18 protein-coding genes are annotated in these 18,714 nt (G+C 38.4%); 12 read left to right on the top strand and 6 right to left on the bottom strand.

What is annotated here, in order from left to right; genetic code table 11:
* Positions 1 to 7 precede the first annotated feature (7 nt).
* The 10 genes from LB450_RS06745 (at position 8) to trxA (ending at position 12,016) form a co-directional block, all read left to right on the top strand.
* Positions 8 to 193 carry a CcoQ/FixQ family Cbb3-type cytochrome c oxidase assembly chaperone gene (locus tag LB450_RS06745; RefSeq protein ID WP_224487108.1) on the top strand — a complete coding sequence of 62 codons (186 nt, stop codon included), beginning with the start codon at positions 8 to 10 and terminating at the stop codon, positions 191 to 193.
* Positions 190 to 1,080 carry a cbb3-type cytochrome c oxidase N-terminal domain-containing protein gene (locus LB450_RS06740; RefSeq protein ID WP_224487107.1) on the top strand — a complete coding sequence of 297 codons (891 nt, stop codon included), beginning with the start codon at positions 190 to 192 and terminating at the stop codon, positions 1,078 to 1,080. Before LB450_RS06745 ends, LB450_RS06740 begins: the two co-directional genes overlap by 4 nt.
* Before the next feature lie 17 nt (positions 1,081 to 1,097).
* Positions 1,098 to 2,513, top strand: coding sequence for a cytochrome c oxidase accessory protein CcoG (ccoG, locus tag LB450_RS06735; RefSeq protein ID WP_224487106.1), 1,416 nt, complete (start codon positions 1,098 to 1,100; stop codon positions 2,511 to 2,513).
* Between the two features lie 8 nt (positions 2,514 to 2,521).
* A complete protein-coding gene (locus LB450_RS06730; RefSeq protein ID WP_224487105.1) occupies positions 2,522 to 2,968 on the top strand; it encodes a FixH family protein in 447 nt (148 codons plus the stop codon).
* A complete protein-coding gene (locus LB450_RS06725) occupies positions 2,969 to 3,670 on the top strand; it encodes a sulfite exporter TauE/SafE family protein (RefSeq protein ID WP_224487104.1) in 702 nt (233 codons plus the stop codon). It abuts the gene before it with no gap.
* A 172-nt stretch (positions 3,671 to 3,842) separates the two neighbouring features.
* Positions 3,843 to 8,360 (top strand): glutamate synthase large subunit, encoded by a 4,518-nt coding sequence (gene gltB, locus LB450_RS06720; RefSeq protein ID WP_224487103.1) that lies wholly within the window; start codon positions 3,843 to 3,845, stop codon positions 8,358 to 8,360.
* A complete protein-coding gene (locus LB450_RS06715) occupies positions 8,360 to 9,817 on the top strand; it encodes a glutamate synthase subunit beta (protein ID WP_224487102.1) in 1,458 nt (485 codons plus the stop codon). Before gltB ends, LB450_RS06715 begins: the two co-directional genes overlap by 1 nt.
* Positions 9,818 to 9,843: 26 nt before the next feature.
* Positions 9,844 to 10,242 (top strand): STAS/SEC14 domain-containing protein, encoded by a 399-nt coding sequence (locus LB450_RS06710; protein ID WP_224487101.1) that lies wholly within the window; start codon positions 9,844 to 9,846, stop codon positions 10,240 to 10,242.
* 147 nt (positions 10,243 to 10,389) lie between these two features.
* Positions 10,390 to 11,673 carry an acetyl-CoA hydrolase/transferase family protein gene (locus tag LB450_RS06705; protein ID WP_224487100.1) on the top strand — a complete coding sequence of 428 codons (1,284 nt, stop codon included), beginning with the start codon at positions 10,390 to 10,392 and terminating at the stop codon, positions 11,671 to 11,673.
* On the top strand, positions 11,639 to 12,016 hold the full coding sequence (gene trxA / locus LB450_RS06700) for a thioredoxin (protein ID WP_322962765.1): 378 nt from the start codon (positions 11,639 to 11,641) through the stop codon (positions 12,014 to 12,016). The genes LB450_RS06705 and trxA overlap by 35 nt, the downstream gene beginning before the upstream one ends.
* A gap of 71 nt (positions 12,017 to 12,087) precedes the next feature.
* Here trxA and LB450_RS06695 read toward each other — a convergent pair whose 3' ends face one another.
* Together LB450_RS06695 and hemN are read right to left on the bottom strand one after the other, a co-directional pair.
* Positions 12,088 to 12,921 (bottom strand): universal stress protein, encoded by an 834-nt coding sequence (locus LB450_RS06695; protein WP_224487098.1) that lies wholly within the window; start codon positions 12,919 to 12,921, stop codon positions 12,088 to 12,090.
* Positions 12,922 to 12,932: 11 nt separating this feature from the next.
* Complete coding sequence (gene hemN / locus LB450_RS06690) at positions 12,933 to 14,276, bottom strand: oxygen-independent coproporphyrinogen III oxidase (protein WP_224487097.1); 1,344 nt, start codon at positions 14,274 to 14,276, stop codon at positions 12,933 to 12,935.
* A gap of 118 nt (positions 14,277 to 14,394) precedes the next feature.
* On the opposite strand from hemN, the gene LB450_RS06685 reads away from it, so the two are divergent.
* Positions 14,395 to 14,838 (top strand): methyltransferase family protein, encoded by a 444-nt coding sequence (locus LB450_RS06685; protein ID WP_224487096.1) that lies wholly within the window; start codon positions 14,395 to 14,397, stop codon positions 14,836 to 14,838.
* 3 nt (positions 14,839 to 14,841) lie between these two features.
* Here LB450_RS06685 and LB450_RS06680 read toward each other — a convergent pair whose 3' ends face one another.
* The gene (locus LB450_RS06680; RefSeq protein ID WP_224487095.1) at positions 14,842 to 15,600 is read right to left on the bottom strand and encodes an SDR family NAD(P)-dependent oxidoreductase; all 759 of its coding nucleotides are present in this window, start codon (positions 15,598 to 15,600) and stop codon (positions 14,842 to 14,844) included.
* Positions 15,601 to 15,774: 174 nt separating this feature from the next.
* Here LB450_RS06680 and LB450_RS06675 point away from each other — a divergent pair, with 174 nt between their 5' ends.
* The gene (locus LB450_RS06675) at positions 15,775 to 16,644 is read left to right on the top strand and encodes a sterol desaturase family protein (protein ID WP_224487094.1); all 870 of its coding nucleotides are present in this window, start codon (positions 15,775 to 15,777) and stop codon (positions 16,642 to 16,644) included.
* A gap of 231 nt (positions 16,645 to 16,875) precedes the next feature.
* Here LB450_RS06675 and LB450_RS06670 read toward each other — a convergent pair whose 3' ends face one another.
* From LB450_RS06670 to LB450_RS06660, 3 genes are read right to left on the bottom strand one after another with little or no spacing between them, the layout of a single operon-like run.
* Positions 16,876 to 17,100, bottom strand: coding sequence for a DUF6095 family protein (locus LB450_RS06670; RefSeq protein ID WP_224487093.1), 225 nt, complete (start codon positions 17,098 to 17,100; stop codon positions 16,876 to 16,878).
* Complete coding sequence (murQ, locus tag LB450_RS06665; protein ID WP_224487092.1) at positions 17,084 to 17,905, bottom strand: N-acetylmuramic acid 6-phosphate etherase; 822 nt, start codon at positions 17,903 to 17,905, stop codon at positions 17,084 to 17,086. The genes LB450_RS06670 and murQ overlap by 17 nt, the downstream gene beginning before the upstream one ends.
* Positions 17,905 to 18,714 carry a DUF4249 domain-containing protein gene (locus tag LB450_RS06660; RefSeq protein ID WP_224487091.1) on the bottom strand — a complete coding sequence of 270 codons (810 nt, stop codon included), beginning with the start codon at positions 18,712 to 18,714 and terminating at the stop codon, positions 17,905 to 17,907. The genes murQ and LB450_RS06660 overlap by 1 nt, the downstream gene beginning before the upstream one ends.

Below are 18,714 nucleotides of genomic sequence, written 5' to 3'. Positions count from 1 at the left end.
TTTAGTCATGTTGAAATTTATAAAAGGACATATGGAAACGATACAGGGGATAGAGATCTATCCTATTATTTCCCTACTTATTTTTTTCTTCTTTTTTGTAGTGCTTTTTTGGTGGGTGTTCACTGCCAAAAAAGACTATGTGGAAGAGGTGAGTCAAATTCCATTAGATTCTAAAAACGATAACGAATTATGAGAAATCTTGCATCCATTTTCAGAATAATAGTTTTAACAGCCATAGCCTGGGGAGGAGTCGAACTTCTTTTTGAAACTGAACCAGGACAACTGGCAGTTCTGGTATACCCTAAAACCTTGATTTTTATAGGGATGATATTTTTAGTATCTATCGCCATAGAGGTTTCTGTAGCTGCACTTCGATTTACTTTGTTCAGATCACTTTCAGAAGAAAAGCAGGAAAAGTTCCTGGCTTCAGAAAACAAATTGTTAGACAAACTAAAAGCTAAATATGAAAACCTTCCTCAACTTTTAACGCGGTCAAAACCAGTTGAAGAAGAAGGCGAAATTGAACTAGATCACAATTATGACGGCATTCGTGAACTGGACAATAAATTGCCGCCATGGTGGATTTACAGCTTTTATGCTAGCATCATATTTGCAGTTATTTATATGGCAAGATTTCATGTATTTGATGGTTATACTCAAGAAGAAGAATACATGACCGAAGTAGCTCAAGCTGAAATTGATATTGCCCGTTACAAGGAAACGGCCAAAGATTTGGTTACTTTAGAGACAGTAACTCTTATGGCAGATCCTTCGGACCTGGAGGCTGGTAAGCAAATATACGCCAACAATTGTGTGGCTTGTCACAAAGTTGATGGAGGAGGAGGAATTGGCCCTAACCTTACAGATGAACACTGGATTCTTGGTGGTGGTATCAAAAACGTATATCAAACTCTGGTTGAAGGTGGTCGACCTGGAAAAGGAATGGTCTCCTGGAAAAATGATTTCAAGCCTTCAGAATTACAGCAAGTTGCTAGTTATGTGCTCTCATTGCAAGGCACTGTGCCAGCTGAGCCTAAAGAACCCGAAGGCGAAATTTGGATAGAAGAAACTGAGGAGTAATTCATAATGGTCAATAAGTGGATAATCAAGAAAAATTTAGAGATAGCATAGGTACCTTAGATGAAGAAGGCAAAAGAAGTTGGGTATACCCCAAAAAACCTATTGGTGTTTTCTACAAATACAGAAAATACGTCAGCTATTTCTTGCTGCTTTTCTTGTTTGCTGCTCCGTTTATAAAAATTAATGGAAACCAATTTTTACTTTTTAATATATTAGAACGAAAGTTCAACATTTTTGGTTTTCCCTTTTGGCCTCAGGATTTTTATCTTTTTGTCATAGCAATGCTCATAGGAGTGGTGTTTATTGCTCTTTTTACAGTTGCTTTTGGCAGGATATTTTGCGGATGGATTTGTCCACAAACCATATTTATGGAAATGGTTTTTAGGCGCATCGAGTATGCCATTGAAGGGGATCGCGGCAAACAGATTCGCTTAGATAAAGCGCCATGGAACAAAGACAAAATTTTAAAAAAAGGAACGAAGTGGATAATTTTTGCGATAATTTCTTTTTTAATTGCCAATGTCTTTCTTGCTTACCTTATAAGCAGTGATGAACTTTTTAAATACATTACCAACGGACCTTCAAGTCATTTGGGTACCTTCATTCCACTTCTGATTTTCACAGGAGTCTTTTATTTTATTTTTGCCTGGTTTAGAGAACAGGTCTGCATTATCGCTTGTCCTTATGGTAGACTTCAGGGAGCTTTATTAGATAAAAAATCCATAGTAGTTGCTTACGACCATAAGCGCGGAGAACGCGAAGAGGGACGTCAGAGATTCAGAAAAAATCAAGATAGGGCAGCAGAAGGTGTTGGAGATTGTATTGATTGCTCCCAATGCGTTCACGTTTGCCCAACTGGAATAGATATCAGGAATGGTACTCAGCTGGAATGTGTGAATTGTACAGCCTGTATAGATGCCTGCGATTCCATCATGGAAAGTGTGGATTTGCCCAAAGGCCTTATTCGTTATGCCAGTGAAGAAAATATAGAAAAGAAATCTAAATTTAAATTTACACCAAGACTTAAAGGTTACACTGCAGTCTTAGTCATCCTTACTGGCCTGCTTGTTGGTTTATTATTGATTAGGAGTGATGTGGAAGCAAAAGTGCTTCGGTTACCAGGACAACTTTATGAGCAAAAGGAGAACGGAAACATATCCAATGTTTTCACTTATAAACTTTTAAATAAAACCAATACCCTTATGGATAGCATCCATTTCAAATTAGCTTCTATGCCAGGAGAAATTAAAATGGTCAAAAAAGAGTATTTCACTATCGAGAAAGGAGGGATGCAGAAAGGAACTTTTTTCATAGAAATCGATCCTTCGCATCTCAATGATTCAAAGAATAAAATTGAAGTAGAGGTGTATAGCAAAGGTCGAATTATCGACAGAGCAACAACCAACTTCATGGGACCACGAACATTTAGATAAATAATAGTATGAAATTAAATTGGGGAACATCTATCGTTATTGCCTTTGTGGTATTCATTGGATTCATCATGGTTATGGTAGTTCAAATGCTGTCCAGCGATCAACTTGAGTATGATCTTGTGGTTGAATCTTACTATCAAAAGGAGTTGACTTTCCAGGACGATTTGGATTCTGCTCAAAATGCTGAAGATTTAGATAACCAGGTCAATGTGGAGGTTGCCTCACAGGGCGTTCAAATTATATTCCCTTCAGATTTTGATTATTCTCAAATACAGGGAGAGGTTTACTTGTACAGACCATCAGATAAAGCTTTGGATTTTACATTAAAGCTTCATTTAGAGGCCGGTGAGTATGTAGTGCCAAGATCTTTGATGCAAGATGGATTATGGGAAGTTAACCTTAAGTTCAGTTATAAAGGCGAAGACTATTTCATCCAGAAAAAAATAAGAATTTAAATGTTGTGGACGGCTTTCATACTGGGACTTTTGGGTAGTTTTCACTGCGTAGGCATGTGTGGACCCATTGCTCTCCTGTTGCCTGTAGACCGTCATAATCCATGGCGCAAAGCTTTCCAGATCACCCTGTACCATCTAGGAAGAATTACCACTTATGCACTTATTGGTCTCGTATTTGGGCTCATCGGAGAAAGCTTTGCCTTGTTTGGATTTCAGCAGCAACTTTCTATCATCATAGGAGTTATTATGCTTTCTTCTCTTCTCTTCTCTGAATCTGTTTTAGGGAAACTTAATGTGAGCAGACCTCTATTTAAGTGGGTAGGAAAACTAAAGTCCGAGCTTGGCTCTTCGTTGAAAAAGAAAGAGCTCGACACCTTCTTCTATCTAGGTTTTCTGAATGGTTTACTGCCTTGCGGACTTGTGTACATGGCAGTATTTGGATCTATCGCTATTTCAGGCTTGTTGGAAAGTTCTTTATACATGGCTTTCTTTGGGCTGGGAACTATTCCGCTTATGAGTGTCGTTATTTATGCAAAAGAATGGCTTAATTCTGTGTTGAAATTCAATCCTAAACGGCTAATACCTTTGGCGATTGCTGTTATTGGGATTTTATTTATCCTAAGAGGCATGGGTTTAGGAATTCCTTACGTTTCACCAAAACCAGCACAAACACAAGTTTCTTCTTCTGTGGAGTGTCATTAACTCTTCATCTGTCATTTTTTTACTCACTTTAAAACTTCGAAAACGATTAAGTTCAGTTAAAGTTCAATTTTAACATAAAAAACAGTAAATAATACTTGATTCGATAATGACTTTCTATATAATTAACTAGTTTTAGGAGTTAATTCTTAGAATAATAGTTTAATAGTTAGTTATGAAGAGAGATTCAATGTATGATAGTAGCTTCGAACACGATGCCTGTGGAATAGGAAGCGTTATAAATATCGATGGCAAAAAGGAGCATCAGCTTATAGATGATGCTTTGACGATGCTTGAAAATATGGAGCATCGTGGTGGAACTGGAGCAGATCCTGAAACTGGAGACGGTGCTGGTATTCTAATTCAAATCGATGATGAGTTTATAAAGGAAATTGCTGAAGAAATTCAAGTTGATATTGATTCTGAAAAGCCAATTGGTGTTGGAATGCTATTTTTTCCAAAAGTTCAAAGTGTTGCAGATCAATGTAAAGATGTTTTAGAGAAGCATGCTGAAGAGTTAGAAATTCAGATTTTAGGTTACCGTTCAGTTCCCGTGGACTCCAAAGTACCTGGAATGGGAGCAAAACCTGTAGAACCTTCTATTCAGCAAGTCTTATTTCAGCCAAAACAAAAAATGTCTAATGAAGAGCTGGAACGGAAGCTTTTTGTTTTACGAAATTACACGACTCATCATATTGGAAAACACATAAAAGGAAATAACAAGGCCTTTTATGTGTGTAGTATGTCCACAAATACCATTATTTATAAAGGACAGCTCAGAACCAACCAATTAAGAGAATACTTTCACGACTTAAGAAACCCAAATTTAAAGTCGGTTTTTGCGATCATACATTCCCGGTTTTCTACCAATACTTTTCCTAATTGGAAACTGGCTCAGCCTTTCCATTTTATATCTCATAATGGAGAAATCAATACCATTCGTGGTAATGTGACCAAGATGAAATCCAAGGAAGCCAATTTTAAATCTAAAGTGTTTTCAGAAGTAGACCTTCAGCGTTTATTACCAGTTACCAATCCGGAACATTCAGATTCTGCTAACTTAGATAGCCTCGTAGAAATGTTAGTTTTGGATGGTCGTCCACTAGAGCATGTCATGATGATGCTGGTGCCAGAAGCATGGCAGGACAACAAATCCATTGATCCAGAACGGAAGGCATTTTACAAATATCATGCATCGGTAATGGAGCCTTGGGATGGCCCTGCAGCACTAATTTTTACTGATGGTAAGCGAGTAGGTGCTACATTGGACAGGAATGGATTAAGACCTTCACGATATTGTATTACTTCTACCAATCGTCTCATTATCTCTTCAGAAGCCGGGGCACTTCCTGTTAAATCTTCAGAAATAATAAAAAAAGGGAGATTACAGCCAGGCCGTATGATTCTGGCAGATTTGAATGAACATAAAGTTCTTTACGATGATGAGATTAAAAATCAAATTGTAAAAGATAAACCTTATCAGCAATGGATTGTCAATCAGCGCATCAAGTTGAGGCTGCAGCCCGTACCTGAATTTCAAAAAGAACAGCTCACTAGTCAACAACTTCTACTTCGGCAGAATGCTTTCGGCTATACATCCGAAGAATTAAAGGTGATTCTGGCCGATATGGCGGTGAGAGCAACCGAGCCAATAGGGTCTATGGGAGCAGATACACCACTAGCAATCCTAAGTAAACAAAGCCAGCATGTGGCTAATTACTTTAAGCAACTTTTTGCACAAGTCAGTAATCCACCCATCGATCCAATTCGAGAGCGAATGGTGATGTCTTTATTTACCAGAGTTGGAGAAAGTTTAAATATCCTGGACGAATCTGAATTACACACCAAGCAAATTCACATCTCACAACCCGTGTTGCTGGACTCTGATATTGAAAAATTCAAAAACTTAAAAGACAAAGGTTTCGATTATGCTTTTATCAACTGTGTATTTGAAGCGGATGGAAATCCTGGAAGTCTTGAAAAAGGTATTGATGCTGCTTGCAAAGCAGCAGAAGATGCTGTGAAATCTGGTAAGAAAGTTCTCATTCTTTCCGATAAAAATATAAACAAGACACATGCACCCATTCCATCTTTACTTTCTACTGGAGCAGTGCACCACCATCTTGTGAAACTGAATTTAAGAACAAAAGCAGGGATTATTGTGCAGGCAGGAGACGTAAGAGAAACGCATCACTACGCCACCCTAATTGGTTACGGAGCCAGTGCAGTCCATCCTTACTTAGCGCTTCAGTCTATTCAGCATCTCCATGCGGATGGTAAATTAGATGCTGAAATTAATAAAGAAGAAGCCGAAGCCAACTACCAACAGGCCATAGGTTATGGGCTTTTGAAAATCCTTTCAAAGATGGGAATCAGTACTGTTCAATCTTACCAGGGTGCTCAGATTTTTGAAGCTTTAGGCCTGCATACAACTGTGATTGAAAAATGTTTTAAAGGCACTATTTCAAGAATAGAAGGAATTGATTTTGATGGACTTGCTCAGGAAGTTCTGGTAAGACATCACAAGGCTTATCCTAAAAATGATGAGGTGAAAAAAAGTCTGGAAGTAGGTGGAGTTTATCAGTGGAAGTTAAGGGGCGAAAAGCATCTTTTCAACCCGGAGACCATACATTTACTCCAGCGTTCTACCCAAACAGATAACTTTACGCTTTATAAAAAGTTTGCTAAAACCGTCAACGACCAATTGAAGGATTCGCTGACCTTAAGAGGCCTATTTGAGTTTAAAAAACGAACGCCAATTTCGCTTTCAGAAGTGGAACCAGCTGAAGATATCATGAAGCGTTTCGCGACAGGAGCCATGTCATTTGGTTCGATTTCTCATGAAGCACACTCAACCCTAGCCATTGCAATGAATAGAATTGGAGCTAAGAGTAACAGTGGGGAAGGAGGAGAAGATGAAGTTAGATTTGAAGTTAAACCAAATGGTGACTGGGAGCGCTCTGCTATCAAACAGGTTGCTTCGGGGCGTTTTGGGGTGACAAGTTATTACCTCACCAATGCCGAAGAACTTCAAATCAAAATGGCTCAGGGAGCCAAACCTGGTGAAGGTGGTCAGTTACCAGGCCATAAAGTGGATGAGTGGATTGGAAGAGTAAGACACTCTACTCCAGGGGTTGGATTGATTTCACCACCACCACACCACGATATTTATTCCATTGAAGATCTGGCCCAACTTATTTTTGATTTGAAAAACGCCAACAGAAAAGCCAGAATCAATGTGAAATTAGTGTCACAGGCAGGAGTAGGAACTGTTGCAGCAGGAGTGTCTAAAGCCAACGCAGATGTCGTTTTGATATCAGGTGCAGATGGAGGTACCGGAGCTTCTCCTTTGAGCTCTATTCGCCACGCAGGATTACCCTGGGAACTTGGACTTTCTGAAGCCCACCAAACCCTGGTAAAAAATAATTTAAGGAGTAGAATTACAGTTCAGGCTGACGGACAATTGAGAACGGGAAGGGATATTGCCATTGCTACACTTCTGGGAGCGGAAGAATGGGGAATTTCCACTGCAGCCTTGATTGTGGAAGGTTGTATCATGATGAGAAAATGTCATACCAATACCTGCCCGGTTGGAGTGGCGACACAAAATCCAGAATTGAGAAAACTATTTACGGGGAATCCAGACCATGTGGTCAATTACTTTAGGTTCCTGGCAGAAGACCTCAGGGAAATTATGTCACAACTTGGTTTTAGAACGATCAACGATATGGTTGGGCATTCGGAAGTGATGAAAGTGAGGAAAGATGTCCCGTTTTGGAAATTAAAAGATCTGGACTTAAGTCCAATTTTATACCAAGAGCATATCGCAGAACAAGTGGGTGTATTTAAACAGATAGACCAGGATCACGAAATTGATAAGGTTTTGGACTGGCAGCTCTTAGAAGATGCGAAACCCGCTTTTGAAAACGGAAGTCAGGTGAAGAAATCATATTCAATCAGAAATGTAGATCGTGCCACTGGTGCTATTTTGTCTAATGAAATCAGTAAAAAATTCAAAGCCGAGGGATTTAAAGAAGATACCTTGCACTATGCATTTAAAGGTTCTGCAGGACAGAGTTTCGGTTCCTTTTTAGCAAAAGGTGTCACTTTTGAAGTGGAAGGAGAGTCCAACGATTATTTTGGTAAAGGCTTGTCTGGTGGGAAATTAGTCATCTATCCACCCAAATCCTCTAGATTTAATTCAGAAGAGAATATCATTATAGGAAATGTGGCTTTTTACGGGGCAACTTCCGGAACAGCTTACATCAACGGTATGGCAGGCGAGCGATTTGCAGTGAGAAATTCTGGTGTGAATGCAGTTGTAGAAGGAGTTGGAGATCATGCCTGTGAGTACATGACTGGAGGTAAAGTTGTAATTTTGGGAGAAACCGGTAAAAATTTTGCTGCAGGTATGAGTGGAGGTATTGCTTACGTGCTAGATGAGCAAAACACGTTTGAGGCTAACTGCAACAAAGCAATGGTAGGTTTAGAAACACCTTCCAAAGAAAATTTTGATGAGCTTAAAACCTTAATTGAATATCATTTTGAATTAACTGCAAGTAAAAAAGCCAAACAGGTATTAGACCACTTTGAAGAGTTGAAGCCTCAGTTTGTTAAGATTATACCTCACGATTACAAACGTATTTTAGAAGAGAAAGAAGATAAAGATCAACAACAAAAAATAGTAGCATAATGGGACAGTATGATGGATTTTTGAAATATGACAGGGAGTTACCAGACTCAAGACCTCCTAAAGATAGAATTGGAGATTTTAAAGAAATCTTTGAACCCTTCCCTGAAGAAAAGACCAAAACACAAGCTGCCAGATGTATGGATTGCGGAGTTCCATTTTGTCATTCTGGATGTCCACTGGGCAATATCATTCCAGAATTTAACGAAGCGGTTCATGACGAAAATTGGAAAGATGCGGTTTCTATTTTATATTCCACAAATAACTTCCCCGAATTCACAGGACGAATTTGTCCAGCGCCATGCGAAGCCAGTTGTGTTTTAGGGATCAATAAGCCACCGGTTGCTATTGAGCATATAGAAAAATCAATAGCTGAAAAAGCTCACGAACTTGGTTATATAAAAGCAAATCCACCCAAACAACGTACTGGCAAAAAAGTAGCAGTAATCGGTTCTGGTCCCGCAGGATTAGCAGCTGCAGATCAGCTTAACAAGGCTGGACACTGGGTGACAGTTTATGAAAGAGATTCCGGAATAGGAGGCTTGCTGAGGTACGGGATTCCAGACTTTAAACTTGAAAAATGGGTGGTAGATCGTCGAACCCAAATTATGGATGAGGAAGGTGTGCGTTTTAAAATCAATGCCGAAGTGGGTAAGACCATCAATCCAGATATGCTAAAGGAAGATTTCGATTCCATAGTGGTTTGTACAGGGTCTACAGTGCCACGAAACTTACCTATTCCTGGTAGAGAGCTGAAAGGTATTCATTATGCAATGGATTTCCTTAGTCTTCAGAACAAGGAAATAGCAGGGATCAAGTTTGACGACAAAATTACTGCCGAAGGCAAAAACGTGGTGGTTATTGGTGGCGGTGATACAGGATCAGACTGTATAGGTACCTCTCACAGACAAGGAGCGGCCTCTGTTTTGCAACTCGAGCTAATGCCAAAACCTCAAAGCAAAAGAGGAGAGAACGATCCCTGGCCAATGTGGCCGATGACTTTGAGAACCTCTTCTTCCCATGAAGAAGGCGGTGAGCGAAGATGGAGTATCCTGACCAAGGAATTTATAGGAAATGACCAAGGCGAGCTAACCCATATCAAACTTGTAGATATAGAATGGGTCAGCCAAGGTGGAAGACAACAGATGAAGGAAATAGAAGGCACAGAGCGACTGGTTCCCTGCGAACTTGCTTTGCTGGCTATCGGTTTTACTCAGCCTGAAAGTTCACTTTTGGAACATCTGGGTGTTTCTCAAACCCAGTCTGGAATTATAGAAGCCAGTAATTATCAGACCAATGTTGAGTCTATTTTTGCAGCAGGTGATGCCCGCAGAGGCCAATCGCTGGTAGTTTGGGCTATTTCAGAAGGACGAGAAGCAGCACGAGAAGTAGATGAATATTTGATGGGAAGTACAGAACTTCCTTCCAAAAACGATTCGTTTTTAAGCCTGGAAGTATAAAATTATTTTAATTTTGAGAAAAAAATTTGAAAACGATTTCTTACGCCACAGTAAATCAAACCGCATTTCCTCTCATCACCGTCACATTTACTGGTGAGAAAAGTACAAATGCTAATTTCAAGGCTCACTTAAAAGAACTTGACGATTGTTACTTTGCACAACAGAAACTGGCTATCGTTTTTGACGCTTCAAAGGCTGTTGTGCCAAAACTATCTCATCAGATATTGCAGGCCAACTGGTTAAAAGAAAATACTACTTTGATGAAGGAGCTTTGCTTAGGAACAGCTTACGTTATTCCAAACAAGACCATACAATGGGTGTTGAAGATGATTTTTCTGCTTCAAAAACAGCCAGTTCCTTATAAAGTATTTTCTTCATACAAGGAGGCTCAAGCCTGGGCTTGGGGTCAAATTCAAAAGAACTGATTTATTTTCTTCGGATTTTGCCACAGGTTTGATTTCTGTTTAGAAACCTTCCTTAAAACTGATTGAAATCATATAAATCTTTGTTTAAGCCCAAGTTTTCTTGAGTTGTAGACTGTATTTTTGTAATTCAAAATAAGATCAAAAGATATGATTCATCAACTTAATAAAGTAACTGCTGAAGAAGCTGTTTCAAAAGTAAAATCAGGAGAAAGAGTTTTTATACAAGGTGCAGCCATGACACCTTTAAAATTAATAGATGCTTTAGTTTCCAGGTATGAGTCCTTAGAAAATGTTGAAATTATGCATATGCATACTGAAGGTCAGGCTGCTTATTCCGAAGAGCCTTACTCTAAAGCATTCAAGATAAACAGTGTCTTTGTAGGTGGGAATGTAAGAAATTCGTTAAGGAAAGGAAATGGAGATTATATCCCTATTTTTTTAAGTGAAATCCACAGGTTATTCAGACGATCTATTTTGCCTTTGGATGTTGCTTTTATTCAAGTATCACCTCCAGATAGTCATGGTTTCTGTTCACTTGGTGTCTCAGTAGATATTACAATTCCAGCCATTCAGACGGCAAAACTTGTTATAGCTCAAATCAATCCTCAAGTCCCTAGAACTCATGGAGATGGAATAATTCACATGAGTGAGTTGGATTTTGCAGTTGAAGTGAATGAGCCTATTTTTGGTCATGAACAAGCTCCAGTCTCAGAATTGGAAAGCAAAATTGGAGCTAATGTGGCTAGTCTTGTAGAAGATGGTGCGACTTTACAAATGGGAATTGGAGGCATTCCAAACGCGGCGCTTCAAAATTTAGGAAGTCACAAAAACCTTGGAATTCATACGGAGATGTTTTCAGATGGAATCCTGCCGCTAGTAGAAAGTGGGGTCATCAACGGAAGTCAGAAGGAAGTCAAAACAGGAAAAATAGTGACTTGTTTTGCTGTAGGTTCTCAAAAGCTTTATGACTTTATGGATGATAATCCTTTGGTCCATATGAAAGAAGCTGCCTACACAAATGATACAGCAATTATTAGACGAAATCCAAGAGTAACAGCTATTAACTCAGCAATCGAAATTGATCTGACAGGTCAGGTTTGTGCAGATACTATTGGAAAAATGCAGTTTTCTGGAGTGGGAGGTCAGATGGATTTTATTCGGGGAGCATCCTTATCTGATGGAGGAAAAGCAATTATAGCTATGCCCTCAATTACCAATAAAGGGATTTCAAAAATCACTCCTTTCCTCAAGGAAGGTGCAGGTGTGACAACAACAAGAGCTCATGTGCATTATATTGTTACTGAGTATGGAGTTGTTAACCTTTATGGTAAAAACTTAAAGCAAAGAGCTGAGGCCTTGATTTCAATTGCCCATCCAGACCACCGAGAGAGTTTAAATCAGGCAGCTTACGAACGTTTTAAATCTATGTAAGGATTATACTTACCAAACGTCTAATGTTCAAAATTATATAATTATGAATCAAAAATTTAGTGAAATCATACAAAGTGATACGCCTGTGCTAATCGATTTTTTTGCCGATTGGTGTGGACCCTGCAAAATGCTTGCTCCAATTCTCAAAGATGTAAAAGAAGAGCTTGGAGACGCGGTTAAAATCATCAAGATAGATGTTGATAAAAACCAGCAGTTAGCCGCGAAATATCAAGTTAGAGGAGTGCCCACTATGATTGTTTTCAAAAATGGAGAAGAGAAGTGGAAGCAAAGTGGAGTTTTGCAAAAAGATGAGATCGTTCAAGTCATAAAATCCAATTCATAACTCCATTGCTTAAATTCAACTAAATTAAGCACCTTATTTCAAGGTGCTTATTATATGTCATTTGTATCAATTTAAATTTTCAAGGTTAATACAGGTATTTCTGCGTGATTCAACACGTCTTCACCTATGCTTCCGTTAAAGAAATGAGAAAGCCCTTTTCTGCCATGAGTAGGCATAATAATAAGGTCTGCTTTTAAATATTTTGCCCCATTTAAGACTCCCTGTTCTATTGTGTAATCATTAAATATTTCGACATTTTCTTTATTGAGTGGCATCTCAACCTTATTCAAGAAAACGCGCATTTGTTCTTGAATTTCCAAAGTACTGTTAAACTGATTACCAGGTAAATTGACATATAGCATTTTCATTTTCGCACCAAAAGTATCAGCAAACTTTTTTCCTTTTTTATAAGGTTCAAGGTTTTCTAGTTCAAAATCAGAAGCGAAAACTACAGTTTTAATAGCTATGTTTTTAATTTCACTTTTAATGACCAGAACGGGCACTTCAGAATATCTGACCACCTTTTCTGTATTGGAGCCAATTATAATTTCCTCAATACCTGATGAGCCGCTTGAACCCATCACAATCATGTCTATATAGTTTTTTCTTACTACTTCCCGAATAGCCAAAGAGGTAGAACCTGGCTCTACATGTTCTTTAAAATTAACGTCCTTCATATAATCCTTTTTCAAGAAATCTTCAAAACGCTCTTTAGCTAATTTCATAAAGAAGATGATCTGCTGATCATTCACATTAAATTGTTCTGCACCAAACAGGGATTCTGCCAATTCAATCACATGTAAAACATGAAGTTCTGAATTGTTTTTTTTCGCGAGTTCCGCAGCAAACTTGAGTGCATTTTCTGACGGTGTTGAGAAATCAACTGGTACGAGTATCTTTTTCATAAGTCTTGGTTTTAAATAGTCATTGAAAATAATTGCGATTCTGTTTGTTTAGCTTTTAATCTAAGATCGAATGCCATGCATATATTTCTTATGAAAGCCTTGCCATTAGATTTCACTTTAATAACGTCACCTTTTAGTGTTAGCAATCGATCAATTTCAAACTCTGCTAAATCATTTTTGATTTCTGATTGAATATTTAAATCTAAATCTTCAAGGTTAGTTTCAAAATGACACATTAAATCTAATATTTTTCTTCTAATTATAAGATCAGTTTCATCTAAAATATGACCTCTGGAAACCGGCAATTCATTTTTAGATAAACTATCGTAATAGTGATTTAGATTTTTGTGATTTTGCGAAAAGCCAAACCAGCTGTCGCTTATGGCAGAAACACCAAGACCGATCATTTTATCGGTTTTAGTCGTGGTATAACCCATGAAATTTCTATGAAGTGTTTTGTTTTTAAAAGCTACTGCCAATTCATCTTCAGGTAAGGCAAAGTGATCCATACCAATTTCTATATATCCCTGTTCTTCAAGCATTTTTTTACCCGTTTCATACTGCTTGCGTTTCAACTCTGCTGAAGGGAGGTCCTTTTCATCATAACCGCGTTGGCCATTTCCTTTGGTCCAGGGCACATGAGCATAGCTATAAAAGGCAATGCGATCTGGCATCAACTCTGTTGTTTTATGAATGGTTGAGATGACATCTTCAAGAGTTTGCATTGGTAAACCGTAAATCAAGTCATGACTTACGGATTTATAACCCGATGCTCTGGAAAGCTCTGTGATGTTTTTTACCGTTTCAAAAGATTGTATTCTGTGTATTGCGATTTGAACTTTAGGATTATAGTCCTGAATGCCATAACTCACTCGATCAAAACCAAGATGTCTCAAGGTCTCCAGGTGATTTGTTGTGGTGTTATTAGGGTGGCCTTCAAAACTGAAGCTGACATCTTCAGGAATATCACAAGAGTCTTTTATCGTTTTAAGAAGATATTCTAAATGCTTTGGTTCAAAAAAAGTAGGTGTTCCTCCGCCAAGATGTATTTCTTTTAAAACAGGTTTATCTTTAAGAATTTCGAGATACATGTTCCATTCTTTCAAAAGCGCCTCGATGTAAGGGATTTCTACTTCGTGCCTTTTGGTAATGCGCTTGTTGCAAGCACAAAACGTGCATAAACTTTCACAAAACGGAAGATGAATGTATACGCTGATCTCCTTTGATGAATTATCTTTTTGTAAACTTTTTATCCATGAAGATACACTGTAAGTGGATTCATCCCAAAATGGAACCGTTGGATAGCTTGTATATCTTGGACCGGGGACATTGTATTTCTGAATTAACTCTTGCATTTGTATTGCATTTTATTCAAAAATAGCCCGATACATCATTTCTTAAAATGATATAAATCAGAAATCTGCGAAAAATTTCAGCATTGTATAAGTTGTTATCTTTGTATAAAAAGGTAATATGCCCAAAACCAAAGATGTTATTCTAGTTGCCATTCAGTTTTTCCTGATGCTAGTTTATTTTTTAAACGTAAACTGGTTTTCGATCAGTTTTATAGAACATTTTATTTGGTTATATCCAGGTATTTTTGGGGTTGTTATTTCTGGCATAGCTTTCTTACAATTGAATTTTCAACTGTCTCCATTTCCAACACCAAAGCCAAATTCCAAGCTGATAACAAAAGGAGTTTTTAAATGGAGTCGGCACCCTATTTATACGGGGATATTGATCTTTATGTTTTGCTTTTCGTTTTGGCTTGGCGATGGTTATAAGCTTTGCGTCAGTCTGTCGACTTTAGCATTATTTTATTACAAAACGCGTTACGAAGAATCCCTTCTTGAAAACTCTTTTAAGGATTACAAGGCATACAAGTCAAAGGTCGGTCGGTTTTTTCCTAAATTTTGAGTTCTAACTTCTCAGATAACTAGCTCCATTCACGTCTATGATAGTCCCAGAAGAGTAAGCAGCTTCATCCGATGCCAGAAATAAAATGGCATGGGCGACTTCTTCGGGTTTGGCCATACGGTGAAACGGAGTTTCTTTGAGCATGTTTTCTTTTTTGTCTGGAGTCAGGGTTTCCGTTGCCATATCTGTTTCTGTAAATCCAGGGGCTACGACGCCTACATAAATCTTATGCGGAGCTAACTTTTTGGCCAAAGATTGGCTCAACGCATTTAGACCAGCTTTACTGGCTCCATAGGCTGGCTGATCGGGTTCTCCTCGAAAGGCACCTCTGGAAGACACATTGACGATATGACCTCCTCCAGATGTTAGCATGTGTTGAGCCGCTAAGTAAGACAAGTTAGCTGCTGCAAACAGATTGGTTTGTAAGGTTGTTTCCCAGGCCGAAGTCCAGTCGTCGAAGCTTGCCTCATCTATGTTGTGTGATACCGCTATTCCTGCGTTATTAACCAGCACATCTATTTTTTCATATTGGTTTATAAAATCATCGATGAGTGCTTTTGCTTCTTCCTTTTCTGAAATATCCCTCTGGAAAAGACGATGCCCTTCTCCAGAAAGTTCGGCAAGTGTTTTTTTAGCTTCATCCACCCGACTTCTGAAATTGATACCAACTTTAGCTCCTTTGCTGGCAAAAGCGATAGCGGTGGCTTTTCCTATTCCTCTTGAAGCTCCTGTAATCAATACATTTTTATTTTTAAAATCCATAGTCTTAGTATAGGTTCGACATTCTCGATAGAAATAAAAATACAGCTTTTCAAGAGGACGACAGGCTTTATTTTACAAATAATGTAAGCATTATTCCCGATTTAAAATTTAAAAGACTATTGTGATTTATGATACATTATAACTCAAGCTGAGGTCTTAATTTTGCAAATCGTTATGGAAAAATATGTTGACATCTTTTTAAATTCATTCAGTGGATATTTCAACTACTTAATGAATGAAATTCAAAATCCTTCACTTACCAACTACTTTTGGTGGCTGATTGGACTTTCGTTTTTGGTGCTTTTTATGGAAATCATCATCCCCTGGCGAAAAGACCAGAAAATCATCAGAAAAGGCTTTTGGCTGGACGTTTTTTATGTGTTTTTCAACTTTTTTATTTTCTCACTCATTGGTTATAACGCAATTTCCAACGTATTCGTTGAATTATTTAATGACTTTTTGGGTCTTTTTGGGATAGAAAATCTGGTCGCCTTTCAAGTCCAGAATTTCCCGGTTTGGTCTCAGTTTTTAATCATGTTTTTGGTAGCCGATTTTATACAATGGAATGTGCATATCCAGTTACATAAGCGTTCCTGGTTGTGGAAATTTCATAAAGTCCATCATAGCGTAAAAGAAATGGGATTTGCAGCCCAATTCAGATTTCATTTCATGGAGACTATTGTCTATAAAGTGATTCAATACGTTCCTTTGGCCATGATAGGTTTTGGAATTCAGGAATTTTTTATTGTTCATATGTTTGGTGTTTTAGTAGGGCACCTCAATCATGCCAATGTGGGGTGGGATTATGGACCTTTTAAATACATATTCAACAATCCTAAAATGCACATCTGGCACCATTCCAAAGCTTTGCCAGAAGCACGGCCTTACGGAATGAATTTTGGTTTAAGCCTGAGTCTTTGGGATTATCTGTTTGGAACCGCTCATGTTCCTGAAGATGGGAAAGATATTGAGCTTGGGTTTGAGAATGATGAAAACTATCCTCAGGACTTTTGGAATCAGCTTAAAAAACCGTTTAAGGAGTAGATTATTAAACCAAAAGTAACGGTTCAGTATCATTATGTCTCAAACGTTTTCACGCTAAGATCGCTAAGCTTATCGCAAAGGAAGCAATTTATATAGTGATGATTATTATTAATTATCTGCGTGGCTTTGCGTTTTTCTTTGCCTACCCTGTTTGCCGAAGTTACACACAGGCAGATTTGCGTGAAATAAAACTTTGATTTTCAATCTTCAAAATAGACTGATTAGCTACAATCAATCGTTAAACAAGGCTTTCATTAAAGTTTTTATACCTAAAAACATCAAAAAAATAGCTCCTGCACAAGCCAATAAACCCAGAATTAAAATCGGCCAATACAAAGGTTTGTCTTGATTGTTGAACGCACTAAAAATCACAGCAGGACCTATAAACGCAAGTGGTAGAGCGCCTGCAAGAAATTTCACACCTCTGGCTAAGGTTTCTTTATTGGTGTGTTTCATGTTCAATAGCTTTTCTCACACTTCCGTGAGTTTTCAACAGTTCAGCAGCTTTTTCTTCTGAAACTCCTAAAGCTTCAGAAATCAAAAGTCTACCACGTTTTTTGAGTTTGGCATTGCTCAGTTGCATATCTACCATTTTATTATCTTTTACACGCCCTAATTTTATCATGACTGAAGTTGTAATCATGTTGAGCACCAGCTTTTGAGCGGTTCCTGCTTTCATTCTTGAACTTCCCGTGACAAATTCTGGACCTACAATCACTTCAACAGGAAAATCTGAAACTTTGGAGATGGGTGAATGAGGGTTACAGACAATGCATCCTGTTATAATTCCTTTACTCTGGCAAGCCTCCAGTCCGCCAACTACATAAGGTGTAGTCCCTGAGGCAGCAATTCCTATCACGACATCTTCTTTTTGAATGTGATGGGCTTCCAGATCTCGCCAGGCCTGTTTGGTGTCATCCTCGGCATGTTCTACCGCTTTTCTAATGGCCTTGTCACCGCCGGCTATCAGGCCGTTTACCAATTCCGCAGGAACTCCAAAAGTGGGAGGGCATTCACTGGCATCCAGTATGCCGAGACGGCCGCTGGTGCCTGCTCCGATGTAAAATAATTTTCCTCCCTTCTGAAATTGTTTTACAATCACTTCAACCACATCTTCTATGGATTGAATTTCCCTCTGAACGGCTAGCGGAACTAACTGATCCTCTGCATTGATATTCTTTAATAGCTCTTGGGTTGACATCTTTTCTAAATGTCTGTATTTTGAAGACTGCTCTGTGATTTTTTGAATCTCTTTACTCATTACTGAACTGTATAAATAACTTTATCGACTTCTGAAAGTCCAAAATAACCAAAAATTAATTCGTCAGCATCCTTTTCATTTTTAATATTCCCTCTTACGGTGGCCGGTTGCGTTTCAAAAGGGCCACCGGCACTTCCGGCCTGAGCCAGTAATATTTCCAAGAAATTATAATACTCTTTTGAAATTCCATGCAATTGAATGCTAACATCCATTCCAGGCTCGAGGTCTTCTTCTGAAAATAGTCCAAATATCTGGTTGCCATCATTAAACTCATCATCAAATACTGACAAGTCTGGAAACGCTAAAAATGGCGCGAAGAATTTGAATAAATAGTAATTTTCTTCGCCTTCAGGGTCTGTATAAAAAGCTTTAAGTTCGATATCTTCACCAGAGAATCCACCCTGATCGATTTGTTCTATTAAATCTATGGGAACTACAGGTTTCAGTGTTTCCTCTGCACTGTAGACGTCACCATTAAGCTCTATCCTTAGGCTATAAAACTCATTTAGCTCTGGTTCGAAACTACTAGTGACATATTCACCTGGAGAAATTTCCTCAAAATTGAATTCCACATTTGAATTGCTGCTCACCACAACTCTAGCTCCTGAAACTGGCCTGGGCTCCTCTTCAAAAAAACCACGCGTACGACTAAGCTTTATCGTCTGATTTTTACCAGTAGTTCCTTTTTCCCACTGCAAAATAGCATCGACTACAAGTCTTGGCTGTGCTTCTTCCAGGTCGACTTCAACAACGTCTTCGCAGGCGATGAACAGACTTACAAATCCCAGTAAAATTAAAAGTTTTCGCAT

Origin of the sequence: Psychroflexus curvus, assembly GCF_020164585.1 — a bacterium.
Classification (GTDB): domain Bacteria; phylum Bacteroidota; class Bacteroidia; order Flavobacteriales; family Flavobacteriaceae; genus Psychroflexus; species Psychroflexus curvus.
This window is presented reverse-complemented; position numbering and strand designations above follow the sequence as displayed.